Annotated in this window: 22 protein-coding genes; 6 read left to right on the plus strand and 16 right to left on the minus strand. The window is 74.1% G+C overall.

Features of this window, described 5'->3' with window-relative positions; genetic code table 11:
- Positions 1-211 precede the first annotated feature (211 nt).
- The 3 genes from ACIRS1_RS12890 to deoC are packed head-to-tail and all read right to left on the minus strand — an operon-like array spanning position 212 to position 3580.
- Positions 212-1114, minus strand: coding sequence for an aldehyde dehydrogenase family protein (locus ACIRS1_RS12890; RefSeq protein ID WP_402838912.1), 903 nt, complete (start codon positions 1112-1114; stop codon positions 212-214).
- Positions 1107-2588: an aldehyde dehydrogenase family protein gene (locus ACIRS1_RS12895; RefSeq protein ID WP_402838914.1), complete on the minus strand. Its 1482-nt coding sequence runs from the start codon at positions 2586-2588 to the stop codon at positions 1107-1109. The genes ACIRS1_RS12890 and ACIRS1_RS12895 overlap by 8 nt, the downstream gene beginning before the upstream one ends.
- Positions 2589-2593: 5 nt before the next feature.
- Positions 2594-3580, minus strand: a complete 987-nt coding sequence (gene deoC / locus ACIRS1_RS12900; RefSeq protein ID WP_360216351.1) for a deoxyribose-phosphate aldolase — start codon at positions 3578-3580, stop codon at positions 2594-2596.
- A 106-nt stretch (positions 3581-3686) separates the two neighbouring features.
- On the opposite strand from deoC, the gene ACIRS1_RS12905 reads away from it, so the two are divergent.
- Positions 3687-4367, plus strand: a complete 681-nt coding sequence (locus ACIRS1_RS12905) for a PH domain-containing protein (protein ID WP_360216348.1) — start codon at positions 3687-3689, stop codon at positions 4365-4367.
- Positions 4368-4509: 142 nt separating this feature from the next.
- Here the strand turns inward: ACIRS1_RS12905 and ACIRS1_RS12910 are convergent, their stop codons facing one another.
- From ACIRS1_RS12910 to ACIRS1_RS12935, 6 genes are all read right to left on the minus strand, one after another.
- On the minus strand, positions 4510-6234 hold the full coding sequence (locus tag ACIRS1_RS12910) for a phospho-sugar mutase (protein WP_402838917.1): 1725 nt from the start codon (positions 6232-6234) through the stop codon (positions 4510-4512).
- 154 nt (positions 6235-6388) lie between these two features.
- A complete protein-coding gene (locus tag ACIRS1_RS12915) occupies positions 6389-7210 on the minus strand; it encodes a purine-nucleoside phosphorylase (protein WP_360216342.1) in 822 nt (273 codons plus the stop codon).
- Positions 7211-7358: 148 nt separating this feature from the next.
- A complete protein-coding gene (locus tag ACIRS1_RS12920) occupies positions 7359-8447 on the minus strand; it encodes an NlpC/P60 family protein (RefSeq protein WP_360216339.1) in 1089 nt (362 codons plus the stop codon).
- Positions 8448-8542: 95 nt separating this feature from the next.
- Positions 8543-9025, minus strand: a complete 483-nt coding sequence (locus ACIRS1_RS12925) for a poly-gamma-glutamate biosynthesis protein PgsC/CapC (RefSeq protein WP_360216336.1) — start codon at positions 9023-9025, stop codon at positions 8543-8545.
- A complete protein-coding gene (gene pgsB, locus ACIRS1_RS12930; protein ID WP_396316913.1) occupies positions 9022-10533 on the minus strand; it encodes a poly-gamma-glutamate synthase PgsB in 1512 nt (503 codons plus the stop codon). Before pgsB ends, ACIRS1_RS12925 begins: the two co-directional genes overlap by 4 nt.
- Positions 10534-10554: 21 nt before the next feature.
- Complete coding sequence (locus tag ACIRS1_RS12935; protein WP_402838920.1) at positions 10555-12780, minus strand: HAMP domain-containing protein; 2226 nt, start codon at positions 12778-12780, stop codon at positions 10555-10557.
- Between the two features lie 228 nt (positions 12781-13008).
- Between ACIRS1_RS12935 and ACIRS1_RS12940 the strand changes: the two genes are divergently transcribed.
- Positions 13009-13986, plus strand: a complete 978-nt coding sequence (locus ACIRS1_RS12940; RefSeq protein WP_402838922.1) for a hypothetical protein — start codon at positions 13009-13011, stop codon at positions 13984-13986.
- Between the two features lie 25 nt (positions 13987-14011).
- Here ACIRS1_RS12940 and ACIRS1_RS12945 read toward each other — a convergent pair whose 3' ends face one another.
- The gene (locus ACIRS1_RS12945) at positions 14012-14449 is read right to left on the minus strand and encodes a gamma-glutamylcyclotransferase (RefSeq protein ID WP_360216324.1); all 438 of its coding nucleotides are present in this window, start codon (positions 14447-14449) and stop codon (positions 14012-14014) included.
- Positions 14450-14548: 99 nt separating this feature from the next.
- On the opposite strand from ACIRS1_RS12945, the gene ACIRS1_RS12950 reads away from it, so the two are divergent.
- Together ACIRS1_RS12950 and ACIRS1_RS12955 are read left to right on the plus strand one after the other, a co-directional pair.
- Positions 14549-16003: an NAD(P)H-quinone dehydrogenase gene (locus tag ACIRS1_RS12950; RefSeq protein WP_360216321.1), complete on the plus strand. Its 1455-nt coding sequence runs from the start codon at positions 14549-14551 to the stop codon at positions 16001-16003.
- Positions 16004-16239: 236 nt separating this feature from the next.
- A complete protein-coding gene (locus ACIRS1_RS12955; protein ID WP_387901321.1) occupies positions 16240-17199 on the plus strand; it encodes a DeoR/GlpR family DNA-binding transcription regulator in 960 nt (319 codons plus the stop codon).
- 126 nt (positions 17200-17325) lie between these two features.
- Here ACIRS1_RS12955 and ACIRS1_RS12960 read toward each other — a convergent pair whose 3' ends face one another.
- Positions 17326-19101 carry a biotin carboxylase N-terminal domain-containing protein gene (locus tag ACIRS1_RS12960; protein ID WP_360216314.1) on the minus strand — a complete coding sequence of 592 codons (1776 nt, stop codon included), beginning with the start codon at positions 19099-19101 and terminating at the stop codon, positions 17326-17328.
- A gap of 236 nt (positions 19102-19337) precedes the next feature.
- On the minus strand, positions 19338-20072 hold the full coding sequence (locus ACIRS1_RS12965) for a hypothetical protein (RefSeq protein ID WP_360216311.1): 735 nt from the start codon (positions 20070-20072) through the stop codon (positions 19338-19340).
- Between the two features lie 97 nt (positions 20073-20169).
- Between ACIRS1_RS12965 and ACIRS1_RS12970 the strand changes: the two genes are divergently transcribed.
- Positions 20170-20970, plus strand: coding sequence for an alpha/beta hydrolase family protein (locus ACIRS1_RS12970; RefSeq protein ID WP_402838925.1), 801 nt, complete (start codon positions 20170-20172; stop codon positions 20968-20970).
- Positions 20971-21017: 47 nt separating this feature from the next.
- Here the strand turns inward: ACIRS1_RS12970 and ACIRS1_RS12975 are convergent, their stop codons facing one another.
- The 4 genes from ACIRS1_RS12975 to ACIRS1_RS12990 all read right to left on the minus strand — a co-directional run bounded on the left by ACIRS1_RS12975 (position 21018) and on the right by ACIRS1_RS12990 (position 23769).
- Positions 21018-21620, minus strand: a complete 603-nt coding sequence (locus ACIRS1_RS12975) for a nucleoside triphosphate pyrophosphatase (protein ID WP_402838927.1) — start codon at positions 21618-21620, stop codon at positions 21018-21020.
- Positions 21621-21654: 34 nt separating this feature from the next.
- Positions 21655-21795 (minus strand): morphogenic membrane protein MmpB, encoded by a 141-nt coding sequence (gene mmpB / locus ACIRS1_RS12980; RefSeq protein ID WP_360216302.1) that lies wholly within the window; start codon positions 21793-21795, stop codon positions 21655-21657.
- Positions 21796-21933: 138 nt separating this feature from the next.
- Positions 21934-22155 carry an acyl-CoA carboxylase epsilon subunit gene (locus tag ACIRS1_RS12985; RefSeq protein ID WP_360216299.1) on the minus strand — a complete coding sequence of 74 codons (222 nt, stop codon included), beginning with the start codon at positions 22153-22155 and terminating at the stop codon, positions 21934-21936.
- 24 nt (positions 22156-22179) lie between these two features.
- Positions 22180-23769, minus strand: coding sequence for an acyl-CoA carboxylase subunit beta (locus ACIRS1_RS12990; RefSeq protein ID WP_402838929.1), 1590 nt, complete (start codon positions 23767-23769; stop codon positions 22180-22182).
- A 239-nt stretch (positions 23770-24008) separates the two neighbouring features.
- Between ACIRS1_RS12990 and ACIRS1_RS12995 the strand changes: the two genes are divergently transcribed.
- Positions 24009-24902 (plus strand): biotin--[acetyl-CoA-carboxylase] ligase, encoded by an 894-nt coding sequence (locus tag ACIRS1_RS12995; protein WP_402838931.1) that lies wholly within the window; start codon positions 24009-24011, stop codon positions 24900-24902.
- The last annotated feature ends 70 nt before the right edge of the window (positions 24903-24972 follow it).

Consider the following 24972-nt stretch of genomic DNA (forward strand, 5'->3'; position numbering starts at 1 on the left):
CCTCGATCGTCTTCCTCCGCCACGATCCTCGCCCGGCGGCGGGCTCCCGGGGGAGCGCCGAAAGGCGGACGTCGCGGCGACGAAAGTCGACGGACCCGCGCCAGGGGGGGAGAGGCGCGGGTCCGTCCAATGACCGTCCGGGCCCTGGGGGGGAGAGGGCACGGGGGACGGCCAGCTTGTGGAGTTGTTCACCCGGTGGAGACGGGGAGGGTCAGATCCCCATCGGGTGCCAGACCGTCTTCGTCTCCAGGAAGGAGAGTAGCCGGTCCGTACCGGGCACATTGGTCCAGTCCTGGGCGAACGGGTCCAGCTCCGGACGGACCACCCGCTTCAGGGTATCCGCGGCGGCCTCCTCCAGGGCCTTCGCCGCGCCGGGCCCGTCGGCGGCGATCGCGCCGGTGAGGTCCACCGCGTTGACGTCCTGGTGCGAGGCCAGGGTGGGCGCGATGTCCGCCGTCCGGCCCGAGATGATGTTGACCACGCCGCCCGGGACGTCCGAGGTGGCGAGCACCTCGCCCAGCGACAGAGCCGGCAGCGGGGCGTCCGCGGCGGCCGCGACCACGACCGTGTTGCCGGTGGCGATCGCCGGGGCGATCACCGACACCAGGCCGAGCAGCGAGTGCCCGTAGCCGGCCTGCGGGGCGACGATCCCGACCACGCCGGTCGGCTCCGGGGTCGACAGGTTGAAGAACGGCCCGGCGACGGGGTTGGCGCCGCCCGCGATCTGGGCGACCTTGTCCGTCCAGCCCGCGTACCAGACCCAGCGGTCGATCGCGGCGTCCACCAGGGCGGCGGCCTTCTTCGGGCCGACGCCCTCGGCGAGCGCCACCTCGGCGGCGAACTGCTCGCGCCGGCCCTGCAGCATCTCGGCGACCCGGTACAGCACCTGGCCGCGGTTGTACGCGGTGGTGCCGGCCCAGCCCTTGACCGCCGCGCGGGCGGCCAGGACGGCGTCCCGGGTGTCCTTGCGGGTGCCCAGCGGGGCGTTGGCGAGCCACTCGCCCTTCGAGTCCGTCACCTCGTACACCCGCCCGCTCTCGGAGCGCGGGAACTTCCCGCCGACGTACAGCTTGTAGGTCTTGAAGACGTCAAGACGCGTCGCGACATCAGACATCGAGGTAGGCCTCCAGACCGTGGCGGCCACCCTCGCGGCCGTAGCCCGACTCCTTGTAGCCGCCGAACGGCGAGGTCGGGTCGAACTTGTTGAAGGTGTTGGCCCAGACCACGCCGGCCTTGAGCCTGTTCGCCATCCAGAGGATGCGCGAGCCCTTCTCCGTCCAGATGCCGGCGGAGAGGCCGTACGGGGTGTTGTTGGCCTTCGCGACCGCCTCCTCGGGGGTGCGGAAGGTCAGCACCGACAGGACCGGGCCGAAGATCTCCTCCTGGGCGATCCGGTGGGCCTGGCTGACGCCGGTGAACAGGGTCGGCTTGAACCAGAAGCCGGTGCCCGGCAGCTCGCAGGCCGGCGACCAGCGCTCGGCGCCCTCGGCCTCGCCGGCGTCGGTCAGCGCGGTGATCCGGGCCAGCTGCTCGGCCGAGTTGATGGCGCCGATGTCGGTGTTCTTGTCCAGCGGGTCGCCGACCCGCAGGGTCGCCATCCGGCGCTTCAGGGCGTCCAGCAGCTCGTCCTGGACCGACTCCTGGACCAGCAGGCGTGAGCCCGCGCAGCAGACGTGGCCCTGGTTGAAGAAGATGCCGTTGACGATGCCCTCGACCGCCTGGTCGAGCGGCGCGTCGTCGAAGACGATGTTGGCGGCCTTGCCGCCCAGCTCCAGCGACAGCTTCTTGCGGGTGCCGGCCAGCTGCTTGGCGATCGCCCGGCCGACCGGGGTGGAGCCGGTGAACGCGACCTTGTTGACGTCCGGGTGCGAGGTGAGCGCGGCACCGGTGCGGCCGTCGCCGGTCACGATGTTGACGACGCCCTTCGGCAGACCGGCCTGGCGGCAGATCTCGGCGAAGCGCAGGGCCGTCAGCGGCGTGGTCTCGGCCGGCTTCAGGACGACGGTGTTGCCGGTCGCCAGGGCGGGCGCGATCTTCCACGCCAGCATCAGCAGCGGGAAGTTCCACGGGATGACCTGGCCGGCCACGCCGAGCGGCTTCGGGGCCGCGCCGAAGCCGGCGAAGTCCAGCTTGTCGGCCCAGCCCGCGTAGTAGAAGAAGTGCGCGGCGACCAGCGGCAGGTCGACGTCGCGGGTCTCGCGGATCGGCTTGCCGTTGTCGATGGACTCGAGCACGGCCAGCTCGCGGCTGCGCTCCTGGATGATCCGGGCGATCCGGAACAGGTACTTGGCGCGCTCGCTGCCCGGCAGCGCCGACCAGTCGGCGAAGGCCGCGCGGGCGGCGGCGACGGCGCGGTCGACGTCCTCGTCGGTGCCCTGGGCGAACTCGGCGAGCACCTGCTCCGTCGCCGGGTTGACCGTCTTCAGGGCCTCGCTGCCGGAGGAGTCGACGAACTCGCCGCCGATGAAGTGGCCGTACGAGGTGGCGATGTCGCCCGCGGCGGCGGGGGACTCGGGCGCCGGGGCGTAGGCGAAGAGGCCGCCGGCGGGCTTGGCCGCGGGCTCCTCGATGATCTTCTTCTTGGCCATGGTGATCAGTCCACCGTCACGTAGTCGGGGCCGGAGTAGCGTCCGGTGGTGAGCTTCTGGCGCTGCATCAGCAGGTCGTTGAGCAGGCTGGAGGCGCCGAAGCGGAACCAGTGCGGGGAGAGCCAGTCGTCGCCGAGGGTCTCGTTGACCATCACCAGGTACTTCATGGCGTCCTTGGTGGTCTTGATCCCACCGGCGGGCTTCACACCGACCTGGACGCCGGTCTGCGCGCGGAAGTCGCGGACCGCCTCCAGCATCAGCAGGGTGACCGGCGGGGTCGCGTTGACGGCGACCTTGCCGGTGGAGGTCTTGATGAAGTCGGCGCCGGCCAGCATCGCCAGCCAGGAGACGCGCCGCACGTTGTCGTAGGTCTGCAGCTCGCCGGTCTCGAAGATCACCTTGAGGTGGGCGTAGCTGCCGTCGGCGCGCTTGCACGCCTCCTTGACGGCGACGATCTCGTTGAAGACGTCGAGGTAGCGGCCGGAGAGGAAGGCGCCGCGGTCGATCACCATGTCGATCTCGTCGGCGCCCGCGGCGACCGCGTCGGCGGTGTCGGCGAGCTTCACCGGGAGGGCGGCGCGGCCGGCGGGGAAGGCGGTGGCCACCGAGGCGACCTGGATGTCGGTGCCCCGGAGGGCGTCCTTGGCGGTGGCGACCATGTCCGGGTAGACACAGATGGCGGCCACGCGGGGGGTGGTCGGGTCGGTCGGGTCGGGGGTCCTGCCCTTGGCGCACAGAGCGCGCACCTTGCCGACCGTGTCCGCGCCTTCCAGCGTGGTCAGGTCGATCATCGAGATCGCGAGGTCGATGGCGTACGCCTTCGCCGTGGTCTTGATCGAGCGGGTACCGAGGGTGGCGGCACGCGCCTCCAGGCCGACCTGGTCGACGCCGGGCAGGCCGTGCAGGAAGCGGCGGAGCGAGGCCTCGGACGCCGCAACGTCCTGAAGGCCGCTGCCCGCAACGCCGGGGGCATTGGCTGCAACAGTGGACATAGTCACCAGACCAGCATATCTACGCGCGTAGCCGACCGCTAGGGGGCACACCTTTCGTGGCCGGACCGAGACCTCACCGTGGGGGGCATGGGGCAGAATCGACGGCATGACCGATTCCGACGGCAAGCCCCACCAGGGCTCGGCCGCCCCCGACGGGGAGACCGTGTACGCGGACCGCGTGTACCGCTCAGTCCCCGGTGTGATCTCCGGCGTGCTGCTGCTGGGCGTGGCCGCCTGGCTGATCGGCGACGCGGCGCTGAACGGGACCGGGAAGACGCCGTACGTCTCGCTCGCCGCGGCGCTGGTCTTCGCGTTCCCGGTGGCCGCCTACACGCTGCGCCCGGCCGTGCTCGCCAACGACCGGCGACTGGTCGTGCGCAACCCGTGGCGGACGATCACCGCGCCGTGGGCCTCGGTCGACGCACTGCGCGCCGGGTACTCGGTCGAGCTGCTGGCCGAGGGCCGGAAGTTCCAGATCTGGGCGGTGCCGGTGTCGCTGCGCCAGCGCAAGCGCGCCAACCGGGCCCGGGAGAACGGCGGCGCCGAGCACGTCTCCCGGATGGGCCTGGCCTTCGGCCGCCCGGCCACCACCGGCCCCGGCGTGCAGGGCGCCCCGGACCCGACCCGGGCCTGGTCCGACCAGGTCACCAACGTCCTCCAGGAGATGGCCGAGCGCAACGCCGCCCGCCCGGAGGCCGCCGGCGGGATCAGCGTCCGCTGGTGCTGGTGGATCATCGCCCCCACCGTGGTCGGCCTGGTCGCGCTGATCGCGGTGATCGCCGCCTGACGACGACGCGCCACGAGGGGCCCGCCGATCGCTCGGCGGGCCCCTCGCGCGTTCCGGGCCGGGTGCCCCGGGAGGGCCGGGTGCGGGAGTGCCTCCCGGCCCGGGTGGGGCGGGAGGCACTCGTGCGCGGCGGGGCCGGGCGTCAGGCGGTGATGCCGGCGGCCTCGGCCAGGTCGCGCTTGATCGCGTCGAGGAGCTCGGCGGCGCGGGCGCGGGCGGTCGCGAGGTCGGCCGCGGTGGCGACCGGGAGGACGACCTCCAGGTAGCACTTGAGCTTGGGCTCGGTGCCCGAGGGGCGGACCACGATGCGGGCGGAGCGGACGCCCTCGCCGGCCAGGTAGTAGCGCAGGCCGTCGGTGGGCGGCAGTTCGGCGGAGCCCGCGCTGAGGTCGTCGGCGCGGGTGACGGTCAGCCCGGCCAGGACGGTCGGGGGCTGCTCGCGCAGGCGGCCCATGGCGTCGGCGATCAGGGAGAGGTCCTGGACGCGGACGGACAGCTGGTCGGTGGCGTGCAGGCCGTGCTCCAGCGCCAGGTCGTCCAGCAGGTCGCTCAGGGTGCGGCCGGACTGCTTGAGGGTGGCGGCGAGCTCGGCGACGAGCAGGGCGGCGGTGATGCCGTCCTTGTCCCGGACGCCCTGCGGGTCGACGCAGTAGCCGAGGGCCTCCTCGTAGCCGTAGCGCAGGCCTTCGGCGCGGGAGATCCACTTGAAGCCGGTGAGGGTCTCCGCGTAGCCCAGGCCCGCGGCCTCGGCGATCCGGCCGAGCAGGGTGGCCGAGACGATGGTGGTGGCGAAGGTGCCCTCGGCCTTCTTGGCGACCAGGGCCGCGCCGAGCAGGGCGCCGACCTCGTCGCCGCGCAGCATCCGCCAGCCGGAGGTGCCGTTGCCGCTGCCGGCCGCGTTGGCGTTGACCGGGACGGCCACCGCGCAGCGGTCGGCGTCCGGGTCGTTGGCGATCACGATGTCGGGGCCGACCGAGGCGGCGGTGCGGAAGGCGAGGTCCATCGCCCCCGGCTCCTCCGGGTTGGGGAAGGCCACGGTCGGGAAGTCCGGGTCGGGCTCGGCCTGCTCGGCGACCACGGTGGGCGCCGGGAAGCCGGCCCGGCGGAAGGCGGCCACCAGGGTGTCGCGGCCGACGCCGTGCATCGGGGTGTAGACGACGTCGAGGTCGCGCGGGCTGTGCCGGTCGACGATGGTGACGGCCCGGTCCAGGTAGGCGTCGACGATCTCGTCGCCGAGCACCTCCCAGCCGTCCTCGGCCAGCGGGACCTCGGCGAGCGAGCCGATGGCGTCGATCTCGGCGGCGATCCCGGCGTCGGCCGGCGGGACGATCTGGGAGCCGTCGCCCAGGTAGACCTTGTAGCCGTTGTCCTGCGGCGGGTTGTGGCTGGCGGTGACGGTGACGCCGGCGGCCGCGCCCAGGTGGCGGATGGCGAAGGCGAGCACCGGGGTGGGCAGCGGGTGGGGCAGCAGGGCGGCGCGCAGGCCGGCGCCGACCACGACGGCGGCGGTGTCGCGGGCGAAGTCGTAGGACTTGTGGCGGGCGTCGTAGCCGATGACGACGAGGTCGCCGAGCTCCTGCTTGCGGACGTGGGCGACCAGGCCGGCGGCGGCCCGGATCACCACGGCGCGGTTCATCCGCATGGGGCCGGCGCCGAGTTCACCGCGCAGGCCGGCGGTGCCGAACTGGAGCCGGTCGGAGAAGCGCTCGGCGAGCTCGGCCCAGGCGGTCTTGCTGTCCGACTCCGCGTCCGGGCCCTCGGCCCGGGCCAGCAGGGCGGTCAGTTCCTCGCGGGTCTGCGGGTCGGGGTCCTCGGCCAGCCAGGTCCGGGCCCGGGCGAGGAGGTCGGTGGTGGGTGCCTGCGTCATCGCTGCGTTCTCCATCGGGGAGTTCGTCGGTTGTCTGCCGGAGGGTTCCGCAATCAGGGGGTGCGCATGCGGACGGGGCCCGCAGGCGGGTGTGATCGGCGGATCACGCCCGCCCACGGGCCCCGTCGCTCGTGCGTCGTGCGCCCGGTGGGCGTCAGATCCGCTCGAGGACCTTCGCCAGCAGCTCACCCATGCGCTCGGCGGAGGCCTTGCCGGCCTCGAGCACCTCTTCGTGGTTGAGCGGCTCGCCGGTGATGCCGGCGGCCAGGTTGGTGACCAGGGAGATGCCGAGCACCTCGGAGCCGGCCTCGCGGGCGGCGATGGCCTCCAGGGTGGTGGACATGCCGACGAGCTCGCCGCCGATCACCCGGGCCATGTTGACCTCGGCCGGGGTCTCGTAGTGCGGGCCGCGGAACTGCACGTAGACGGCCTCGTCGAGGGTCGGGTCGACCTCGTGGCACAGCTCGCGCAGGCGCTTGGAGTAGAGGTCGGTGAGGTCGACGAAGTTGGCGCCGACGATCGGGGAGTCCGCCGTCAGGTTGATGTGGTCGCTGATCAGGACCGGCTGGCCGGGCACCCAGCCCTGGCGCAGGCCGCCGCAGCCGTTGGTCAGCACGATGATGCCGCAGCCGGCCGCGGCGGCGGTGCGCACGCCGTGGACGACGGTGGCCACGCCGTGGCCCTCGTAGTAGTGGTTGCGGCCGAGGAAGATCAGGGCGCGCTTGTCGCCGATCTTCACCGAGCGGATCTTGCCGGCGTGGCCGGCGACGGCGGGGGCGGGGAAGCCCGGGAGCTCGGTGACCGGGAACTCGGCCACGGTCTCGCCCAGGGCGTCGGCGGCCGGCACCCAGCCGGAGCCCATCACCAGGGCGACGTCGTGCCGCTCGGCACCGGTCAGCTCGCGGAGGCGCTCGGCGGCGGCCTGGGCGGCGGCGTAGGGGTCGGCGGAGACGACCGACTGAGGGGTTGCGTTCACGGGTCCGAGGATAGACGGGAATCGGCTACGCGCGTAGAAAATCGGGCGCGGCGTGCCGGATCGTTACCCGGTTGACCCGAAAGCACAGCTGGATGAGGCCTTTCGGGTGATGTCACTCGTCGGTACCTCCAGGGGGCCGGGCCGCTCGTCAGAGCCGTTTCGCGCTGCGCAGTCCCTTCGCGTACAGGCCGTTGTCGTCCAGCCGCGCCGTGCCGCCCTTGTCGCCGAAGGTCGGGCCGTCCGCCTCCTCCCGGCTGGAGACGTACCGGGGGTGGCCGTCGGTGTCCAGGCCCAGGTAGATGCCGGTGTGGTCGAGCCGGGCGCCGGTGCGGGCGTCGATCTCGAAGAAGACCAGGTCACCGGGCTGGAGCGGGTCGATCGAGGCCGGCCGCACGGTGGTGTCGGAGCCCGGCGCGGTGGTCAGCGGCAGCACCGGGACGCCGGGGCCGAGCCGGGCCAGGCCGTTGGCGGTGCGGGGCAGGCCGGGGCCGGCCGCGTCCTTGGAGAGCAGCGGATAACCCGACCGGTAGCCGTAGACCATCCGGACGTACCCGGAGCAGTCGAAGGCGCCGTAACGGGCTCGGTCGGGCTGCTTGGCGACCTTGTCCGCGAACGTGTACGGAACACCCAGGTAGTCGAGGAAGTCGGTCTGTTCCAGGCGCAGGTCGTTGCCGACCGAACCGTTGGGGTTGAGCGGGCCGAAGGAGGCGTCGCCCTTGAACCGCACGCCCTTGCCGTCCTTCTCGGGCGCCGCGCCGGCCAGGTACTGGACGGCCACCGCCAGCACGTCGTCCGCCGTGGAGCCGAGCGACTGCCGGAACCAGGTGCGGAACCAGGCCTCCTGCTCCGCGCCAGGCCGCCACGGCTGCGGCATCAGCCGCACCCAGTTGTCGGAGAGCACGGTGGCCGCGGTGGTGCCCGGTTCGGCGAAGGTCCGGCTGGGGCCGGCCAGGACGGCGGTGCGGGCGTTGTCGGTCAGGGTGGCGACCACGCCGCCGCGGGCGTCCCGGACGACGGTCCGGTCGGGCCCCGTCAGGCGCTCGTAGCGGTACCCGGCGGCCGCCGCGGCGGTGTCCCCGACCGGGCCCGGGGTGGCGGTGGTGGTGATCAGCGGCGCGGTGCCGCCCGCGGCCGGCTGCCGGTCGCGGTCGCGCAGCTGGACGGTGAGGTAGCCGCTGGCGGCGAGCAGGGTGACGGCGAGGCCGCCGCTGAGCAGGGACTTGCGGGTGACGGGCATCGGGGGCTCGCTCGCTTCCTTCCTGGGGTCCTGGGGTCCTGGTGGTCCGGGGGCCGGGCTTCCGGGTGGTTCCGGCGTGTCCGGCGCGTGCGGGATCAGGTGCCGGGCAGGGCGCCGAGCAGGACGCCGGCGGTGAGCACCACGTAGTTGGCCAGGGTCACCGTGCTGGTGGCCATCAGGGTGGCCGCCCGGGGCTGGCGGACCAGCTGGTAGGCGATCAGGCCGGGGACGATGAAGCCGAGCGTCTGGTTGGCGTACAGGGTCGGCAGCTCGCGCTGGAGCACCAGCATCACCGTCGCCTGCAGCAGCACGCCGATCAGCACCACGGCGGCGAACAGCCGCTTGCCGTAGAGGATCACCAGCTTCTGGACCAGCCGGGTGGCGAGGTAGGTCAGCACCGTCACGCCGATCACGATGGCCACCCGCTGGAGGTCCTCGACCAGGGTGAGGGCCAGCCAGCCGGGGGTGATCATGCCGCCGGGGGACAGGTTGGTGGTCAGGTAGCAGACGAGCGAGAAGACCAGGCCGAGCGCGATGCCGATGGCGGCGATCTCGGGGGTGAGCTCGGTGGGGATCACTGCTGGTCTCCGTGGTCGGTGGTGCGGGGGAGGGGGTCGTACCAGGAGTCGGGGATCGGCTCGGGGACGTGGACGGGCACCGCGGGGCCGGGCTCGTACGGGTGCGGGCGGTACGCCTGCGGCCCGGACCGGTACGCGCCCGCCTCGTACGGCTGGGCCTCGTAGGGCCGGGGCTCGTACGCGACCGGCTCGTACGCGCCGGCCTCGTACGCGCCGGCCTCGTACGGCCAGGGCCGGTGGTAGCCCGGGTCGCCGTAGTCCGGCTCGGGGTAGAGCGGCTCGGGCTCCCGGTAGGCGGACTCGGGTGCGTCCGGGGCGTCCGGGTCCTCGTCGGGGGCGAGCCGGGCCAGCTCCTCCAGGAACAGTTCGCCCTGGCCGTGGATGTTGCCGACGGCCACCAGCGAGGAGTCCTGGCCGAGTTCGGCCAGCAGCTCGGCGGTGAGCTGCGCCGGGTCGCGCCGGTCGCCGCCGAGGTCGACCACCCGGCCGGACCAGCCGGCCGGGATGCCGTCGCGGGCGCTCTTGGTGGGGTGGCCGATCAGGAACACCGTGTCCGGGTCGAGGTCGGGCACGATCTGGCCCATCTGCCCGTTGCGCTCGACCCGGTCCGGGCGGCAGTTCACCACCACGTTCAGCGGGCGGTGGATCGCGCCCAGGTCCTCCAGCTGGCGGACGTTCATCAGCGTCGACTCGGGGTCGTTCGCGGCGAAGACGTTGGCGAACCGCAGCCGCTTGCCGTCCTCGGTGCGGTAGCGCTCGACGGAGAGCACGCCCGGGTCCGGCGGGGCCGCCCACATGCCCTGCAGCGCGGTCCGCCGCTCCACGCCGAGGAGTTCGGCGACGGCCAGGGCGATCGCGACGTTCTCCTTGAAGGTGAACCAGCTGAAGCCGCGCAGCTCCTCGTCGGTGACCGACTCCGGGTCCACCACGATCAGCCGGCAGTCCCGGCGGGCCGCCTCCTCGCGAAGGATGTGCGCGCGCTCCTGCTCGGCGGTGACGCAGACGCCGCCGACCGGCATCGAGCGGGACAACGAGCGGGCGACGTCGTCCAGGGTCGGGCCCATCTCGGCGAGGTGGTCCTCGCGGACGTTGCACAGCACGCCGATGGTGGAACGGATCAGCTTGGTCTGGTTGACCTCCTGGAGCGCCGGCATGACGGCCATGCACTCGATGACCAGGGCGTCCGGCCGGTAGGTGGCGGCGCGGCGGACGATGCCGATCTGCTCCACCACGTTGGCGATGCCGAACTTGCGGTAGACCGGCTCCTCGGTGGCGTCCGGGTGGATGAACCGGGCGGCGGTGCCGGTGGTCTTGGCGACCGTCACCAGCCCGCCGCCGCGCAGCGCACCCGCGCAGAGCCGGGTGATCGAGCTCTTGCCGCGGATGCCGTTGACCAGCACCCGGGTGGGGATCTGCTCCAGCGCGGCGAAGTGCCGGCGCTGCTCGACGATGCCGGCCACCAGCAGCACGGCGCAGCAGACCAGCAGCACGACGTAGAGGAAGAGCACGGGAGGTCCTTCGGGCGGGGCTCAGCGGGCGGGCGCGGGCGCGGGGGCGGGAGCGGTGGCGGTACGGCGGGGGCGGGCCAGCTCCTGGCGGATCAGCTCCAGGCTCCGGGCGACGGCACCCACCTCGTCGTGGTGGACGGGGTAGAGCACCGTCCGTCGGTCACCGGCGGCCAGCGCCTCGGCGCTCGCCGCCAGCCGGCGCAGCGGCAGGCCGACGGCGATGAACAGCCAGCCGAGGCAGAGCGCGGCCGCGGCCAGGCCGAGCATGCCGGCCAGTACGGCCCGCCGGTCGGCCCGGTTCTGGTCCAGGTGCAGCCAGGCCACCGGGTGGGCGGTGACCACCGACCAGCCGAGCTTGGCCACGCTGCCGTTGCCGCCGAGCGGGGCGGCGGCGAGCAGGGCCGGGTCGCCGCCGCCGCGCAGCACGTCGGCGGCGGCCGACTTCCCTGCGCCCGCCAGCAGGGCCTTGGCGCGGCCCTCGGGCAGGTCGCCGAAGGAGCTGTAGCCCGCGTTGGCGGCCAGCACCCGCTGCCGGTCGTCGACCAGCCAGACCCGGCCCAGTCCCGGGCGGACCAGCAGCGCGCTGAGGAAGTCCGTCTTGAACTCGCCGACCAGCACCGGCCCCGCCGGCTCGGCGGCGCCCTCCGCCTCGGCGTCCGCGGGCGCCGCGGCGAGTGCGGCGCGGGCGGCGATCCGCGGCTCCTTCCCGGAGCTGTTGAGCAGCAGCACGCCGCTCGCGCCGAGCGCCTCCGGGCCGGTGCGGTGCGGCGGCTCGCCGACGTGGGCCAGGAGCTCGCCGCCCGCGCCGAGGACGTACAGCGCGCGGTAGCGGTCGTGCTCGGCCAGGGTCGCGCGCAGCAGGGCGTCGGCCTGGCCGACGGAGGCGCCGGCGAGTTCCGGGGCGAGCGAGCGCAGGTCCGCGTAGCCCTCGTTGAGCGCCTGGCGGACCCGGTCGGCGGCGGTGTCGGTGCGGTCGCGCTGGCCGGCCACCACCTGGGTGGGGACCCGGACGGTCGGGTCGTTGCCGCCGAGCAGCAGCAGCGGGCCGGACCAGCCGAGCACCAGGACGGCGCACAGCGCCAGCGGCAGCGCGGTGCCCGGTCGGCGGCGGGCGGGCCGGACGGGGGCCGGCGGGCGGGCCGGGTCGAGCAGCTGCAGGCGCAGCTCCTCCAGGGCGCGGGTGATCCGGCCGGCCTCGCCGCGGGCGGGGCCGTGGACGGGCTGGTCGAGGCGGTCCCCGCGGGTGAGCCGGCGGGACTCCAGGAACAGCCGCAGCAGCGGGCGCTGGAGGCTGCGGACGAGGTACCAGGCGAGCAGCAGGGCCAGGGCGGTCAGGGCGCCGGCGGCGGCCAGGCCGAGCAGGGGGTGCCGCAGGCTGCCGGGCCTGCCGTCGACGGTGCTGGTGGAGACCACGGTCAGGCCGAGCGGGGTGGCGAGGTCGTGCCCGCCCGCGGTGCCGACGGCGGCGTAGCCGGCCACCCGGCGCACGCCCTTGGCGTCCGGGTTGCCGGCCAGGCTGCCGGAGGCCGTCCCGCCGGGGAGGGGGCGCTCGCGGGCGGCGCGCTCCCGGGCGCCGGATACCAGCCTGCGGTCGGCCTCGGCGCCGAGCTCGGCGCCGGTGGTGTCCAGGACGGCGCCGGCGGCGTCCAGGACCTGGATGGTCTGCTCCTTGCGGGTCGCGAGGCCGGGCAGCCGCAGGTTGTCGGAGGCGACCAGCAGGGCCCGGCCGTCGGCCTTGGTGGTGACGAGCGCGAAGGTGAGCAGCCGGGTGCCGGCCGTCGAGGGCACCAGCACGGGTGCGGGCGCGGTGTCGGTGACCCTGCCGAGGTCCAGGCCGGCCAGCGGCACGGTCTCGCCGCGGGCGGCGAGCAGCCGGCCGGTGTCGGGGCGGACCACGACGGTGCCGCGCCACTTGTGGTACGCCTGGCCGAGCGCGGTCAGCACGGCGGAGGGCTCGGCGGGCGCGGCGTCGTACCGGGCCGCGGCGCGGCGCAGGTCGGTGGCGCTCTCGTGGAGTCCGGCGCGCAGCGAGGCCGCGGTGTCCTCGGCGGCGTACTGGTGGGACTCCCGGACGGCCTGCGGGGTGTCGTCGACGCGCAGTCCGCCGACGGCGAGCGCGGTGATCGCGGCGACCGCGAGCAGCAGCACCAGCAGCAGCACGATGGGCGGCCGGATGCCTCCGAGCAGCGGCATGTCGGCCCGGCGGCGATAGCGGTGCTGTCGCGGCGGGTTGGGTGCCGTGCTCACGGGGGCCTCGTTCTCCTCCGGCGGCCCGGCGCGGCCCGCCCCGCGGGAAGCTCTGCCGGCCTCCTCGGTCAAGCGCTGATCAAGAATGGGTCAAGCCGAATCAGCGTACGAAGAGGAATCGCAAAAGTTGTCACGTCTCGGTTGCGGTCGGATGTCGCTTCGGGATCTCTTTTCGTCCACCCGGTGTGGATCATGGACGCGGTGGCCGGCAGGGTAGGTTCGACGGCCATGGAGACTCGGGGTTCGCGACGCACGCCACTGCTGCCGGTGGCGGTGCTGCTGGTGCTCGCGGCGCTCGCGGCCGTGCTGACCCTCGCCGCGCGCGGGCCGGCCGGCCCGCCCGCGGCGGTGCGGGACGCCCCCGCGGGCCCGACCGGCCCGACCGGGCCCGGCCCGGTGGACCTGGCGGCCCTGGTGGACGCGTACACCGCGGGCTTCGGCCCGTCCGGCCCGTACGCCGTGCCGGACGCCGGGCAGCGCCGGGCGATCGCCGACGGCGTGCTCGGCGCGCTGGACGGCCACCCCGACCAGGCGGGCCGGGCGCTGGCGCGGGCGGGCTACCGGCTGACCGAGTTCACCGAGGCGGCGACCGGCCGGCGGGTGGCCGAGATCGCCGACGCCACCGCGGCGGACGGCCGTGGCTGGGGCCGGGTCTACCTGGACCTCTCGGTCCGGGCCGGCTGGTCGGTGCAGGTGCCGCACCCGGTGTCGGACGCGCGCACCGAGGCGCTCGGGGTGGACCTCTTCCGGGCCGCGCCCGGCGGGGTGCTGGTGCTGGCCGGGGCGCACCGCAGGGCCGGGCCGGACGGCGCCTCGGACGTCGCCCACCGGGCCGACACCGTCTTCGCGGCGGTGGTGGAGGCGCTCACCGGGCGCGGGCTGCCCGGCATCCAGGTGCACGGCTTCGACGAGGGCAGCCTGCCCGGGCAGGACGCGGTGGTCTCCAGCGGCGCCGGGCAGCCGGGGCCGGCCGCCGACACGACGGCGGCCGGGCTGGACCGGGCGGGCTTCGCGGTCTGCCGGGCCTGGCGGGAGAAGTGCGGGCAGCTCGGGGGCACCACCAACGTGGAGGGCCGGTTCGCCGCCGGGCTGGCGGTGCCGTGGCTGCACGTCGAGCTGGGCAACGCGCTGCGCACCGAGCCGGCCCGCCGCGCGGAGGTGGCCGGGGTGCTGGCGCGGACGGCGCGCGGCTGGGCTGCGCCCTAGCCGGGGCGGGCCGCGGTGGCGCCGGCTAGCAGGGGCGGCGGCGCAGGTCCATGACGTAGTCGTGCGGGGCGCCGGCGCTCTCCGCGGCGTCCGCGATCAGACCGAGGTAGCGGGCCGCGGGCAGGCCGCCCTCGTAGTCGTTGAGTACGTACGTCCAGACCTGGATGTCGCCGTCCAGGGTCTGGGCGCGCAGCTTGGTCTTGCGGTAGATGCCGAGCTGGACGCCCTCCCAGCGGTCCAGGCCCTCCTCGTCCATCGGCGAGACGTCGTACAGCGAGACGAAGACCCGCTCCTTCTCGTCCTCCACGACGGTGGCCAGCGAGCCCTCCCACCCGAGGTGTTCACCGCCGAAGGTGAGCCGCCAGCCGTCCAGCCACCCGGTGCCGCGCAGCGGGGAGTGCGGGGCGCGGCGGGTCATCTGCCGGGCATCGAGGTTGGTGGCATACGCGGCGTAAAGGGGCATGGGGGGAAGAGTAGCCCGGTCGGCGGACGCTCCGGGGCTCCTGGACGATCGCACCGGAGCCCCGACCCCGGCGTGGCGGCGCTCCCGGCGTGCGGGACAATGGTGAGCGTGACTCGGATCGTGATCATCGGTGGCGGACCCGGCGGCTACGAGGCGGCCCTGGTGGCCGCTCAGCTCGGCGCGGAGGTGACCGTCGTCGACCGCGACGGTCTTGGCGGATCGGCGGTGCTCACCGACTGCGTGCCGTCGAAGACCCTGATCGCGACCGCGGAGGTGATGACCACCTTCGACAGCTCGTTCGAGGAGCTGGGCATCATCGTCGCGGACGACACCCCGCCGGCCGAGCAGGCGGCGCGGGTCATCGGCGTGGACCTGGGCAAGGTCAACCGCCGTGTGAAGCGACTGGCGATCGCGCAGTCCCACGACATCACCCAGTCGGTCACCCGCGCGGGCGTCACCGTGCTGCGCGGCCGCGGCCGGCTCGGCTCCGGCGGGCAGGCCGTGGACGGCTCCCGCGAGGTGCTGGTGGACGCTCCCGACGGCACCGTGCAGTCGCTGCGCGCCGACGCGGTGCTGATCGCCACCGGCGCCCACCCGCGCGAGCTGCCGGACGCCCAGCCGGACGGCGAGCGGATCCTGACCTGGACCCAGGTGTACGACCTGGAGGAGCTGCCGCGCGAGCTGATCGTCGTCGGCTCCGGTGTCACCGGTGCCGAGTTCGCCGGCGCCTACCAGGCGCTCGGCTCGAAGGTCACCCTGGTCTCCTCGCGCGACCGGGTGCTGCCCGGCGAGGACCCGGACGCCGCCGAGGTGCTGGAGGACGTCTTCCGCCGCCGCGGCATGAACGTGATGAGCCGCTCCCGCGCCGAGAGCGCCAAGCGGATCGGCGACAAGGTCGAGGTGACCCTCTCCGACGGCACGGTGATCGAGGGCACGCACTGCCTGATGGCGGTCGGCTCGATCCCCAACACGGCCGAGATGGGCCTGGAGGAGGCCGGGGTCAAGCTCAACGACTGGGGCCAGATCCAGGTCGACCGGGTCTCCCGCACCAGCGCCCCGGGCGTGTACGCGGCCGGCGACTGCACCGGCGTCTTCATGCTCGCCTCGGTGGCGGCCATGCAGGGCCGGATCGCGATGTACCACGCGCTGGGCGACGCGGTGCAGCCGCTGAACCTGAAGACCGTCGCCTCCAACGTCTTCACCGACCCGGAGATCGCCACCGTCGGCTACACCGCGGCGGACGTGCAGTGCGGCAAGATGGACGCGGTCGTGGTCAAGCTGCCGCTGCGCGGCAACCCGCGGGCCAAGATGCAGGGCATCCGGGACGGCTTCGTGAAGCTGTTCTGCCGCCCGGGCACCGGCATCGTGGTCGGCGGCGTGGTCGTCGCCCCGCGCGCCAGCGAACTGATCCACCCGATCTCGCTCGCGGTGGACGCCAATCTGACGGTCGAACAGGTGGCCAGCGCCTTCACGGTCTACCCGTCCGTCTCCGGCTCGACCGCCGAGGCCGCCCGGCAGCTGCACATCCGCAAGCGGGCCGGCGGCGAATCCTGAGCCTCCGGCGCACAGTTGAGGGCGGCTGCCGACCGGCGGCCGCCCTTCGCGCAGGAGTGATCGTCACCCGGACGGCGGGCGCAGTGCCGGGTTGCTGACGGCGCGTATTGTACGGTCACGCGCCGCTCGGACGCGAGCAATTCCCGCTACTAGCTGCAAACGCCTGAAAGCAGACGGTCACGCAGGTTACCGTCGGTTCTGTGTTTGCAGCAGAACGTCGCCAGTTGATCCTCGAAATGGTGCGCGCCAACGGAGCGGTCTCGCTCCGGGAGTTGGCCCGCGTCGTCCAGACGTCCGAAGTGACCGTGCGCCGCGACGTACGGGCACTGGAGGCAGAAGGGCTCCTCGACCGCCGGCACGGCGGCGCGGTGCTCCCCGGCGGCTTCAGCCGCGAACCCGGCTACCCGCAGAAGACCCACCTCTCCGCCGCCGAGAAGAGCGCCATCGCGGACCTCGCCGCCGGCCTGGTGGAGGAGGGCGACGCGGTGGTGGTCGGCGCCGGCACCACCACCCAGGAGCTGGCCCGCCGGCTCGCGCGGGTGCCCGGCCTCACCGTCGTCACCAACTCGCTGCTGGTCGCCCAGGCGCTGGCGCACGCCAACCGGGTGGAGGTGGTGATGACCGGCGGCACCCTGCGGGGCTCCAACTACGCACTGGTCGGCAGCGGTGCCGAGCAGTCCCTGCACGGCCTGCGGGTGTCCAAGGCCTTCATCTCCGGCAGCGGGCTGACCGCCGAGCGGGGCCTGTCCACCACCAACATGCTGTCCGCGAGCGTGGACCGGGCACTGGTGCAGTCGGCCTCCGAGGTCATCGTCCTCGCCGACCACACCAAGCTCGGCGCGGACACCATGTTCCAGACCGTGCCCACCGAGACCATCACCCGGCTGGTCACCGACGAGCACGCCACCGCGGACGACGCCACCGCCCGCGAACTGGACGCGCTCGCCGACTGCGGGGTGCAGATCGACCTGGCGCCGCTCGGCGCCGCCCCCACCGGCGACGCCCCGGTGCACGGCACCGGCAGCGGTCCCGTCCACCAGACCCAGCCCGGGCCGCTGCCCCGGCGGGCCGGCCCGCCCCCCGGCGGGGCCCCGCTGCCCGGCCAGCGGCGGCCCGGAGCGCACGGGGGCCCGGCCGGACCGGGCGGCGGCATGCCCGTCCGGCTGGCCGAGATGGGCCTGCCGCGCGGGCGCTGAGCCACGGCCGGACGGGCCCGGGAAATAGCTCGGACGGGCCCGCGACCCGGCCGGACGGGCCCGGGAACGCGGCCGGTCCGCACACCCCGAGGGGCGTACGGACCGGCCGGGTGAAGCCCGCGGGCGTCAGTCCTTGATCTCGCAGAGCGCGGCACCGCTGCTGACGCTGGCACCCACCTCGGCCTTGAGGCCGACGATCGTGCCCGCCTTGTGCGCGTTCAGTGGCTGCTCCATCTTCATCGCCTCCAGGACCACGATCAGCTCGCCCTCGGCGACGACCTGGCCCTCCTCCACGGCGACCTTGACGATGGTGCCCTGCATCGGCGAGGCCAGGGTGTCACCGCTGACCGCCGAACCGGCCTTCTTGGCACCCACCCGGCGCTTGGCCTTCGCGGCACCCGTGGCACCGGCCGCCGGCGCCGCCGCGACGCCCAGCGAGGACGGCAGCGAGACCTCGATCCGCTTGCCGCCGACCTCGACCACGACGGTCTCGCGGCCCTCGGCCTCCTCGCCGTCGCCGGCCGCACCCGCGAACGGCGGGATGGTGTTGTCGAACTCGGTCTCGATCCACCGGGTGAAGACCTTGAACGGGCCCTCGTCGCCGTGCACCTCGGGCGCGAACGCCGGGTCGGTGACGACCGCCTGGTGGAACGGGATGGCGGTGGCCATGCCCTCGACCTTGAACTCGTTCAGCGCGCGGCGGGCCCGCTCCAGGGCCTGCTTGCGGTCGCGGCCGGAGACGATCAGCTTGGCCAGCAGGGAGTCCCAGGCCGGGCCGATGACCGAGCCGCTCTCCACGCCGGAGTCCAGCCGGACGCCCGGGCCGGACGGCGGGGCGAACAGCGTCACGGTGCCGGGCGCGGGGAGGAAGTTGCGGCCCGGGTCCTCGCCGTTGATGCGGAACTCGAAGGAGTGACCCCGCACCTCCGGGTCGCCGTAGCCGAGCTCCTCGCCGTCGGCGATCCGGAACATCTCGCGGACCAGGTCGATCCCGGTGACCTCCTCGGTGACCGGGTGCTCGACCTGCAGACGGGTGTTGACCTCCAGGAAGGAGATCGTGCCGTCCAGCGCCACCAGGAACTCGCAGGTCCCGGCGCCCTCGTAGCCGGCCTCCTTGAGGATGGCCTTGGACGCCCGGTAGAGCTCGGCGTTCTGCTCGGCGGTCAGGAACGGCGCGGGCGCCTCCTCGACGAGCTTCTGGTGCCGGCGCTGCAGCGAGCAGTCACGGGTGGACACGACCACCACGTTGCCGTGCTTGTCCGCGAGGCACTGGGTCTCCACGTGCCGCGGGTTGTCCAGGTAGCGCTCGACGAAGCACTCGCCGCGACCGAAGGCGGCGACCGCCTCGCGCACCGCGGACTCGTACAGCTCCGGGATCTCCTCGAGCGTGCGGGCGACCTTGAGGCCGCGGCCGCCGCCGCCGAAGGCCGCCTTGATGGCGACCGGGAGGCCGTGCTCGCGGGCGAACACGACGACCTCGTCGGCACCCGAGACCGGGTCCGGCGTGCCGGCGACCAGCGGCGCGCCGGCGCGCTGCGCCACGTGCCGGGCCGTCACCTTGTCGCCGAGGTCGCGGATGGCCTGCGGGGGCGGGCCGATCCAGGTGAGACCGGCGTCGAGCACGGCCTGGGCGAACTCGGCGTTCTCCGACAGGAACCCGTAGCCGGGGTGGACCGCGTCGGCACCGGAGTCCTCGGCGGCCTTCAGGACCTTGCTGATGTCCAGGTAACTGGTAGCGGGGGTGTCGCCTCCCAGCGCATAAGCCTCGTCGGCCGCGCGGACGTGCAGCGCGTCCCGGTCCGGCTCGGCGTAGACGGCGACGCTGGCGATACCGGCGTCCGAGCAGGCCCGGGCGACGCGGACGGCGATTTCCCCGCGGTTGGCGATGAGCACCTTGCGCACTGTGGCTCCCTTCTTGAACCTGGTCGAGTTTATGGATTCCTGGGCGGTACCGGCGAGTAGCCCCAGGTTGTGAACTATCCCACACGGACGGTGATGGATTTCGCGGCCTCCGCGGCCGCCCTCCGAGTGACGTCGCAGGTCGCGGCCGGTGCCGCCGGGGAGGCCCGGTTCGCTGCGGGTGACGGTGCGGCGGCGTGGCGCCCCGGTGGCATCGGACACACTCTCGCCCGGCGGGCTCAAGCGGCGGTCGTGCGGGCGGCCGGGCGCTGCAGGGCCTCGGCCGTGACGTCCGCGGCGACCTCCACCATGTCCGGCCCGTACGCCTCCGGGTTGAGCGCCCGCAGGACGATCGCGAAGCTTCCGTTGCGGCCGTACTTCCGGGCGAGTTCGCGGTGGTGGGCGACGAGGTACCGGACGCCCGCCTGGTTGGCGGTGCCGGTCTGGCCGGAGATCAGGAACACCGGGCGCCCGCCCTCCGGGGTGGCGATCCGGGCCAGCAGGGTGTGCACCTGGTCGCGGTCGGCGGCGAACTCGCGCTCGCCCACCACGATGACGTTGCTCCCCGGCCCGGGACCGGAGGTCACCAGCACCCCCGGCAGGCCCCAGGCGAGGTGCGCGGCCATCCGGTCGTTGCTGACCGGGCCGCCCAGGCACAGCTCGGTCTTGACGCCCAGCCCCCGGTGCGCCGCGTCGTGCGCGACCAGCTCCGGGCGCGCCCCGCACTCCTCGACCAGCCCGGCCAGCCACATCAGCGCGTAGGCGTCCCGGCGGGTCACGGTGTTGGCGTGCGAGCCCGTCCCGACACTGCGCGGCACCACGATCAGGCACTCGCCGCCCGCCGGCAGCCCGAGGAACTCCCGGACCCGTTCGACCCGGCGGCGGCGCCGCAGCGCCTGCCCCAGCCAGCCGAGCGCGGCACTGATGGCACTGGCCACCAGCCCCAGCAGCACGTTGAGCACGCCGTCGGTCATCGCCGCGTCCCCTCCCCGTTCGAACGGCCATCACCCTAGCGGCGCCCGCCCCGCACGACCATTGACCGTGCGTGACGGTCTCCCTAGCGTTCGTCACATGACCTACACAACGGGGAAGTCGGCGAAGGCGGTGGCACTGCTGGCACTGCTCGCCCTGGCGGGGTGCGGCGGTCCCGGGCCGGGAGGGGACGCGGCGGCGACCGCGTCGGCCCGGGGCGGCACGACGGCGGCCGGGGCGGTGCAGGGCGGGGCGACCCCGCGGCCGGACCGGACGGACGGCTGCCTCGGCGAGGACCGGGCCAGGACCGGCAGCATCGACCTGCAGGGCGCCTCGGGCGTCCGGCCGGCGTACTTCCAGCAGGCGGACGGCGGGGCGGCGAAGGTCGCCGTGGTGTTCTCGCACCAGGCGGAGGGCTCGCTCTGTGACTGGCTGCCCTACCTGCCCGCGTTCACCCGGGCGGGCTACGCGGTGCTGGCCGCCACCGTCGGGGGCAGCCCGTCCAGGGACATCCCGGCCGCGCTGAGCTGGCTGGGCACCAAGGGGGTCACCGCGGTGGTGCTGGTGGGGGCCTCCAAGGGGGCCACCGGCTCGCTGGTCGCGGCGGGCGCGCCGACCCCGCTGCCGGTGGCGGCGGTGGTCTCGCTCAGCGGCCCGTGGTCCTGGGACGGCGAGGACGCGCACGAGGCCCTGAAGGCCCTCCGGGCCCCGGAGTTCTTCGCGGCCGAAGAGGACGACTCCCCGTTCGCCGGGAACGCCCGGCAGATGCACGACTTCGGGAGGTCCCCCGTGAACGAGCTCAAGATCTACCCGGGCGGCGACCACGGCGCCGACCTGCTCGCGGACGGCGCCCTGCCGGACGTGCTGGCCTTCCTGGCGAGGAACGCCCCCGCCGGGTGAGCTGCCGGCCCGGGTGGCTCACCGGCCCGGGCGGGCCGCCGGGCGGGCTACCGGCTCCAGAGGTCGGTGATCCGGACGCCGAGGTCGGCGAGCAGGGTGCGCAGCAGCGGCAGCGAGAGACCGATGACGTTGCCCGGGTCGCCGTCGATGCCCTCGACGAAGGGCGCGGAGCGCCCGTCCAGGGTGAACGCCCCGGCGACGTGCAGCGGCTCGCCGGAGGCCACGTAGGCGGCGATCTCGGCGTCGTCCGGGGTCCCGAAGCGGACGGTGGTGGAGGCGGTGGCCGAGGACTGCCGGCCGGTCGCGGTGTCGATCACGCAGTGGCCGGTGCGCAGCACCCCGGCCCGGCCGCGCATCGACTGCCAGCGGGCCAGCGCCTCGGTGGCGTCGGCGGGCTTGCCGAGCGCCAGGCCGTCCAGCTCCAGGACGGAGTCGCAGCCGATCACCAGCTCGCCGCCGGTCAGTGCGGCGGCGACCGCCTTGGCCTTGGCCTCGGCCAGGACCAGCGCGAGTTCGGCCGGGGTGGCGGCGCTGATCGCGTCCTCGTCGACGCCGCTGACCACCACGCGCGGGTCGAGGCCCGCCTGGCGCAGCAGCCCGAGGCGGGCGGGGGAGGCGGAGGCGAGGACGAGGGGGCGCTGGTCGGTCATGCCCACCAGGGTAGGGGGTGCGGGTGTCCGCCGGTCAGGTGAACGAGGGGAAGATCATGAGCAGCACGGCGCCCACCAGCAACAGTGCGGCGAGCACCCGGCCGGCCCGGTGCAGCCGCTCCAGCATCCGGCGGGCCTCCGGGGAGGGCTCGTCGCGAGGGTCTGACCAGAGCACCCGTCCAGAGTGCGCCGCGCCGGGGCCCGGGCGCCTGAGTATCCGTACTCAGTTTCCGGCGGTCAGGGCGGCGGTGGAACGCGTACGGAGTGGGAAGTCGACCGGGTCGACTTCCCACTCCGCACACCTCGGCTCGGATCAGCCCGCCCACCCGGACGTCCGCCAAGCGTTGACGCCCGGGTGGACGGCGGGTCGGAGCAGGCGGGAGCGGTCGTTCCAGGGGGAGGCCGGGCCGACACCGGCCAGGCGCGCCGCCTCCGCGGCGGCCTGCGCGGCGGCGGCCCGGGCCTGGACCACCGCCAGGACGGTGGCCAGCTCCTCGGGGGTCGGCTGCCCGTGCAGCACGTGGATCGGGGCCATGGCTAGATTCTCTCCCGACGGGGCCTAGAGGGGGATGTTGCCGTGCTTCTTCGGCGGCAGCACCTCGCGCTTGCCGCGCAGCGCCCGCAGGCCCCGGACGATGTGCCGGCGGGTCTCGCTCGGTGCGATCACCGCGTCCACGTAGCCGCGCTCGGCCGCCAGGTACGGGTTGAGCAGGGTGTCCTCGTACGAGGCGAGCAGCTCGGCCCGGCGCTCCTCGGCGTTCCCGGCGGCCTCGGCCTCGGCGATCTCGCGCCGGTGCAGGATGTTCACCGCGCCCTGCGCGCCCATCACCGCGATCTGCGCGGTCGGCCAGGCCAGGTTGAGGTCGGCGCCCAGGTGCTTGGACCCCATGACGTCGTACGCGCCGCCGAAGGCCTTGCGGGTGATCACGGTGATCAGCGGGACGGTCGCCTCGGCGTAGGCGTAGATGAGCTTGGCGCCGCGGCGGATGATGCCGTCCCACTCCTGGCCGGTGCCGGGCAGGAAGCCGGGCACGTCGACGAAGGTCAGCACCGGGATGTTGAAGCTGTCGCAGGTCCGCACGAAGCGGGCGGCCTTCTCGCTGGCGGCGATGTCCAGGCAGCCGGCCAGGTCCATGGGCTGGTTGCCGACGATGCCGACGGGGTGGCCCTCGACCCGGCCGAAGCCGGTGATGATGTTGCCCGCGTACAGCGGCTGGGTCTCCAGGAACTCGCCGTCGTCGACGACGTGCTCGATCACCTTGCGCATGTCGTACGGCTGGTTCGCCGAGTCCGGGACGATGGTGTCGAGTTCGAGGTCCTCGTCGGTGACCGTGAGGTCCGCCTGCTCCGGGTAGGACGGCGGGTCCGAGAGGTTGTTGGAGGGCAGGTACGAGAGCAGGCTCTTGACGTACTCGACGGCCTCCTTCTCGTCGGTGGCGAGGTAGTGCGCGTTGCCCGACTTGGTGTTGTGGGTGCGCGCCCCGCCCAGCTCCTCCATGCCGACGTCCTCGCCGGTGACGGTCTTGATGACGTCCGGGCCGGTGATGAACATGTGCGAGGTCTGGTCGGCCATCACCACGAAGTCGGTGATCGCGGGGGAGTACACCGCGCCGCCGGCGCAGGGGCCCATGATCAGCGAGATCTGCGGGATCACGCCCGAGGCGTGCACGTTGCGGCGGAAGATCTCGCCGTACAGGCCGAGCGAGACCACGCCCTCCTGGATCCGGGCGCCGCCCGAGTCGTTGATGCCGATGACCGGGCAGCCGGTCTTCAGCGCGAAGTCCATCACCTTGACGATCTTCTCGCCGAACACCTCGCCGAGGGAGCCGCCGAAGACGGTGAAGTCCTGCGCGAACACGGCGACCTGGCGGCCGTCCACGGTGCCGTAGCCGGTCACCACGCCGTCGCCGTACGGGCGGGTCCGGTCCAGCCCGAAGTTGGTCGAGCGGTGCCGGGCGAACTCGTCGAACTCGACGAAGGAGTCCTCGTCCAGCAGCTCGACCACCCGCTCGCGGGCCGTCAGCTTGCCCTTGGCGTGCTGCTTCTCCACGGCCTTGGCGGAGCCGGAGTGCACCGCCTCGTCGAGCCTGCGCCGCAGGTCGGCGAGCTTGCCGGCGGTGGTGTGGGGGTCGTACGGCGCCTCGGTCATCCGGTGGCTCTCCCTGATCCATGGGCCGCGACCTGTTCGAGTGCGCGCGGGCCGGAGTGGGTCCCGGGCATGAGGGCAGGGCGGCGCTGCGAACTACCGTTGAGTAGCGTAGCCAGCACGCGGGGCGGTAGGGCACGTCCTGGCGTTATGGCCATCGACACAGTGTGTCAACGGCCGTTCTGAGGGACGATGGGGCGGCCTACGCCCCCGGCCCGCGGCCAGGTCCTAGGGTGGCCCCCATGACCGCACCCGACACCCCCCGCCGCAGTGGACTGCGCGGTTTCGGCCGCACCGGGCCGTCGCCCTGGACCGACCTGGACCGCCCGCCGCTGGACGAGGCGGCGCTGCGCCGCGACCTGCTGCTGCCGGGCGGGCTCTGGACCTCGCTGGACGTCGTCCCCGAGACCGGCTCCACCAACAGCGACCTCGCCGCCCGCGCCCGGGCCGGGGCCCCGCAGGGCGCGGTGCTGGTCGCCGAGGAGCAGCTCGCCGGGCGCGGCCGGCTGGAGCGGCAGTGGACCGCCCCGGCCCGCTCCGGGCTGTTCCTGTCGGTGCTGCTGCGCCCCGAGGAGGTGCCGGTCGAGCGGTACGGCTGGCTGCCGATCCTGGTCGGGGTGGCCGCGGCCAGCACGCTGAGCCGGGTGGCCGGGGTGGAGGTCGGGCTGAAGTGGCCCAACGACCTCCAGGCGGAGATCGACGGCCGGGAGCGCAAGCTCGGCGGCATCCTCACCGAGCTGGGCGGCGGCGCCGTGGTCGCCGGCCTCGGCCTCAACGTCTCGCTGCGCGAGGCGGAGCTGCCCGTCCCCACGGCGGCCTCGCTGGCGCTGGCCGGCGCCGCGGTCACCGACCGGTCCGTCCTGCTGCGGGCGCTGCTGCGCGAGTTCGCCGAGCTGTACCGCGACTGGACGGCGGCCGCCGGGGACCCGCACGCCAGCGAACTGCTCCGGGCCTACGCGGACCGCTGCACCACGCTCGGCCGGCAGGTGAGGGTGCACCTGCCGGGGGACCGCGAGCTGACCGGCGAGGCGGTGGCGATCGACGGCGACGGACGGCTGGTGGTCCGCACCCCCGACGGCGCACGGCAGGCGGTCGGCGCGGGGGACGTCGTCCACGTGCGCCCCGAGCCCCGCTGAACGGCACTCTTCACCTCCCCTTGACCCGGGCTGATGCCCCGGATCACGTGATTCCGTGCGAACATTCCAC

Origin of the sequence: Kitasatospora sp. NPDC101176 (assembly GCF_044768035.1) — a bacterium.
Taxonomy (GTDB): Bacteria; Actinomycetota; Actinomycetes; order Streptomycetales; family Streptomycetaceae; genus Kitasatospora.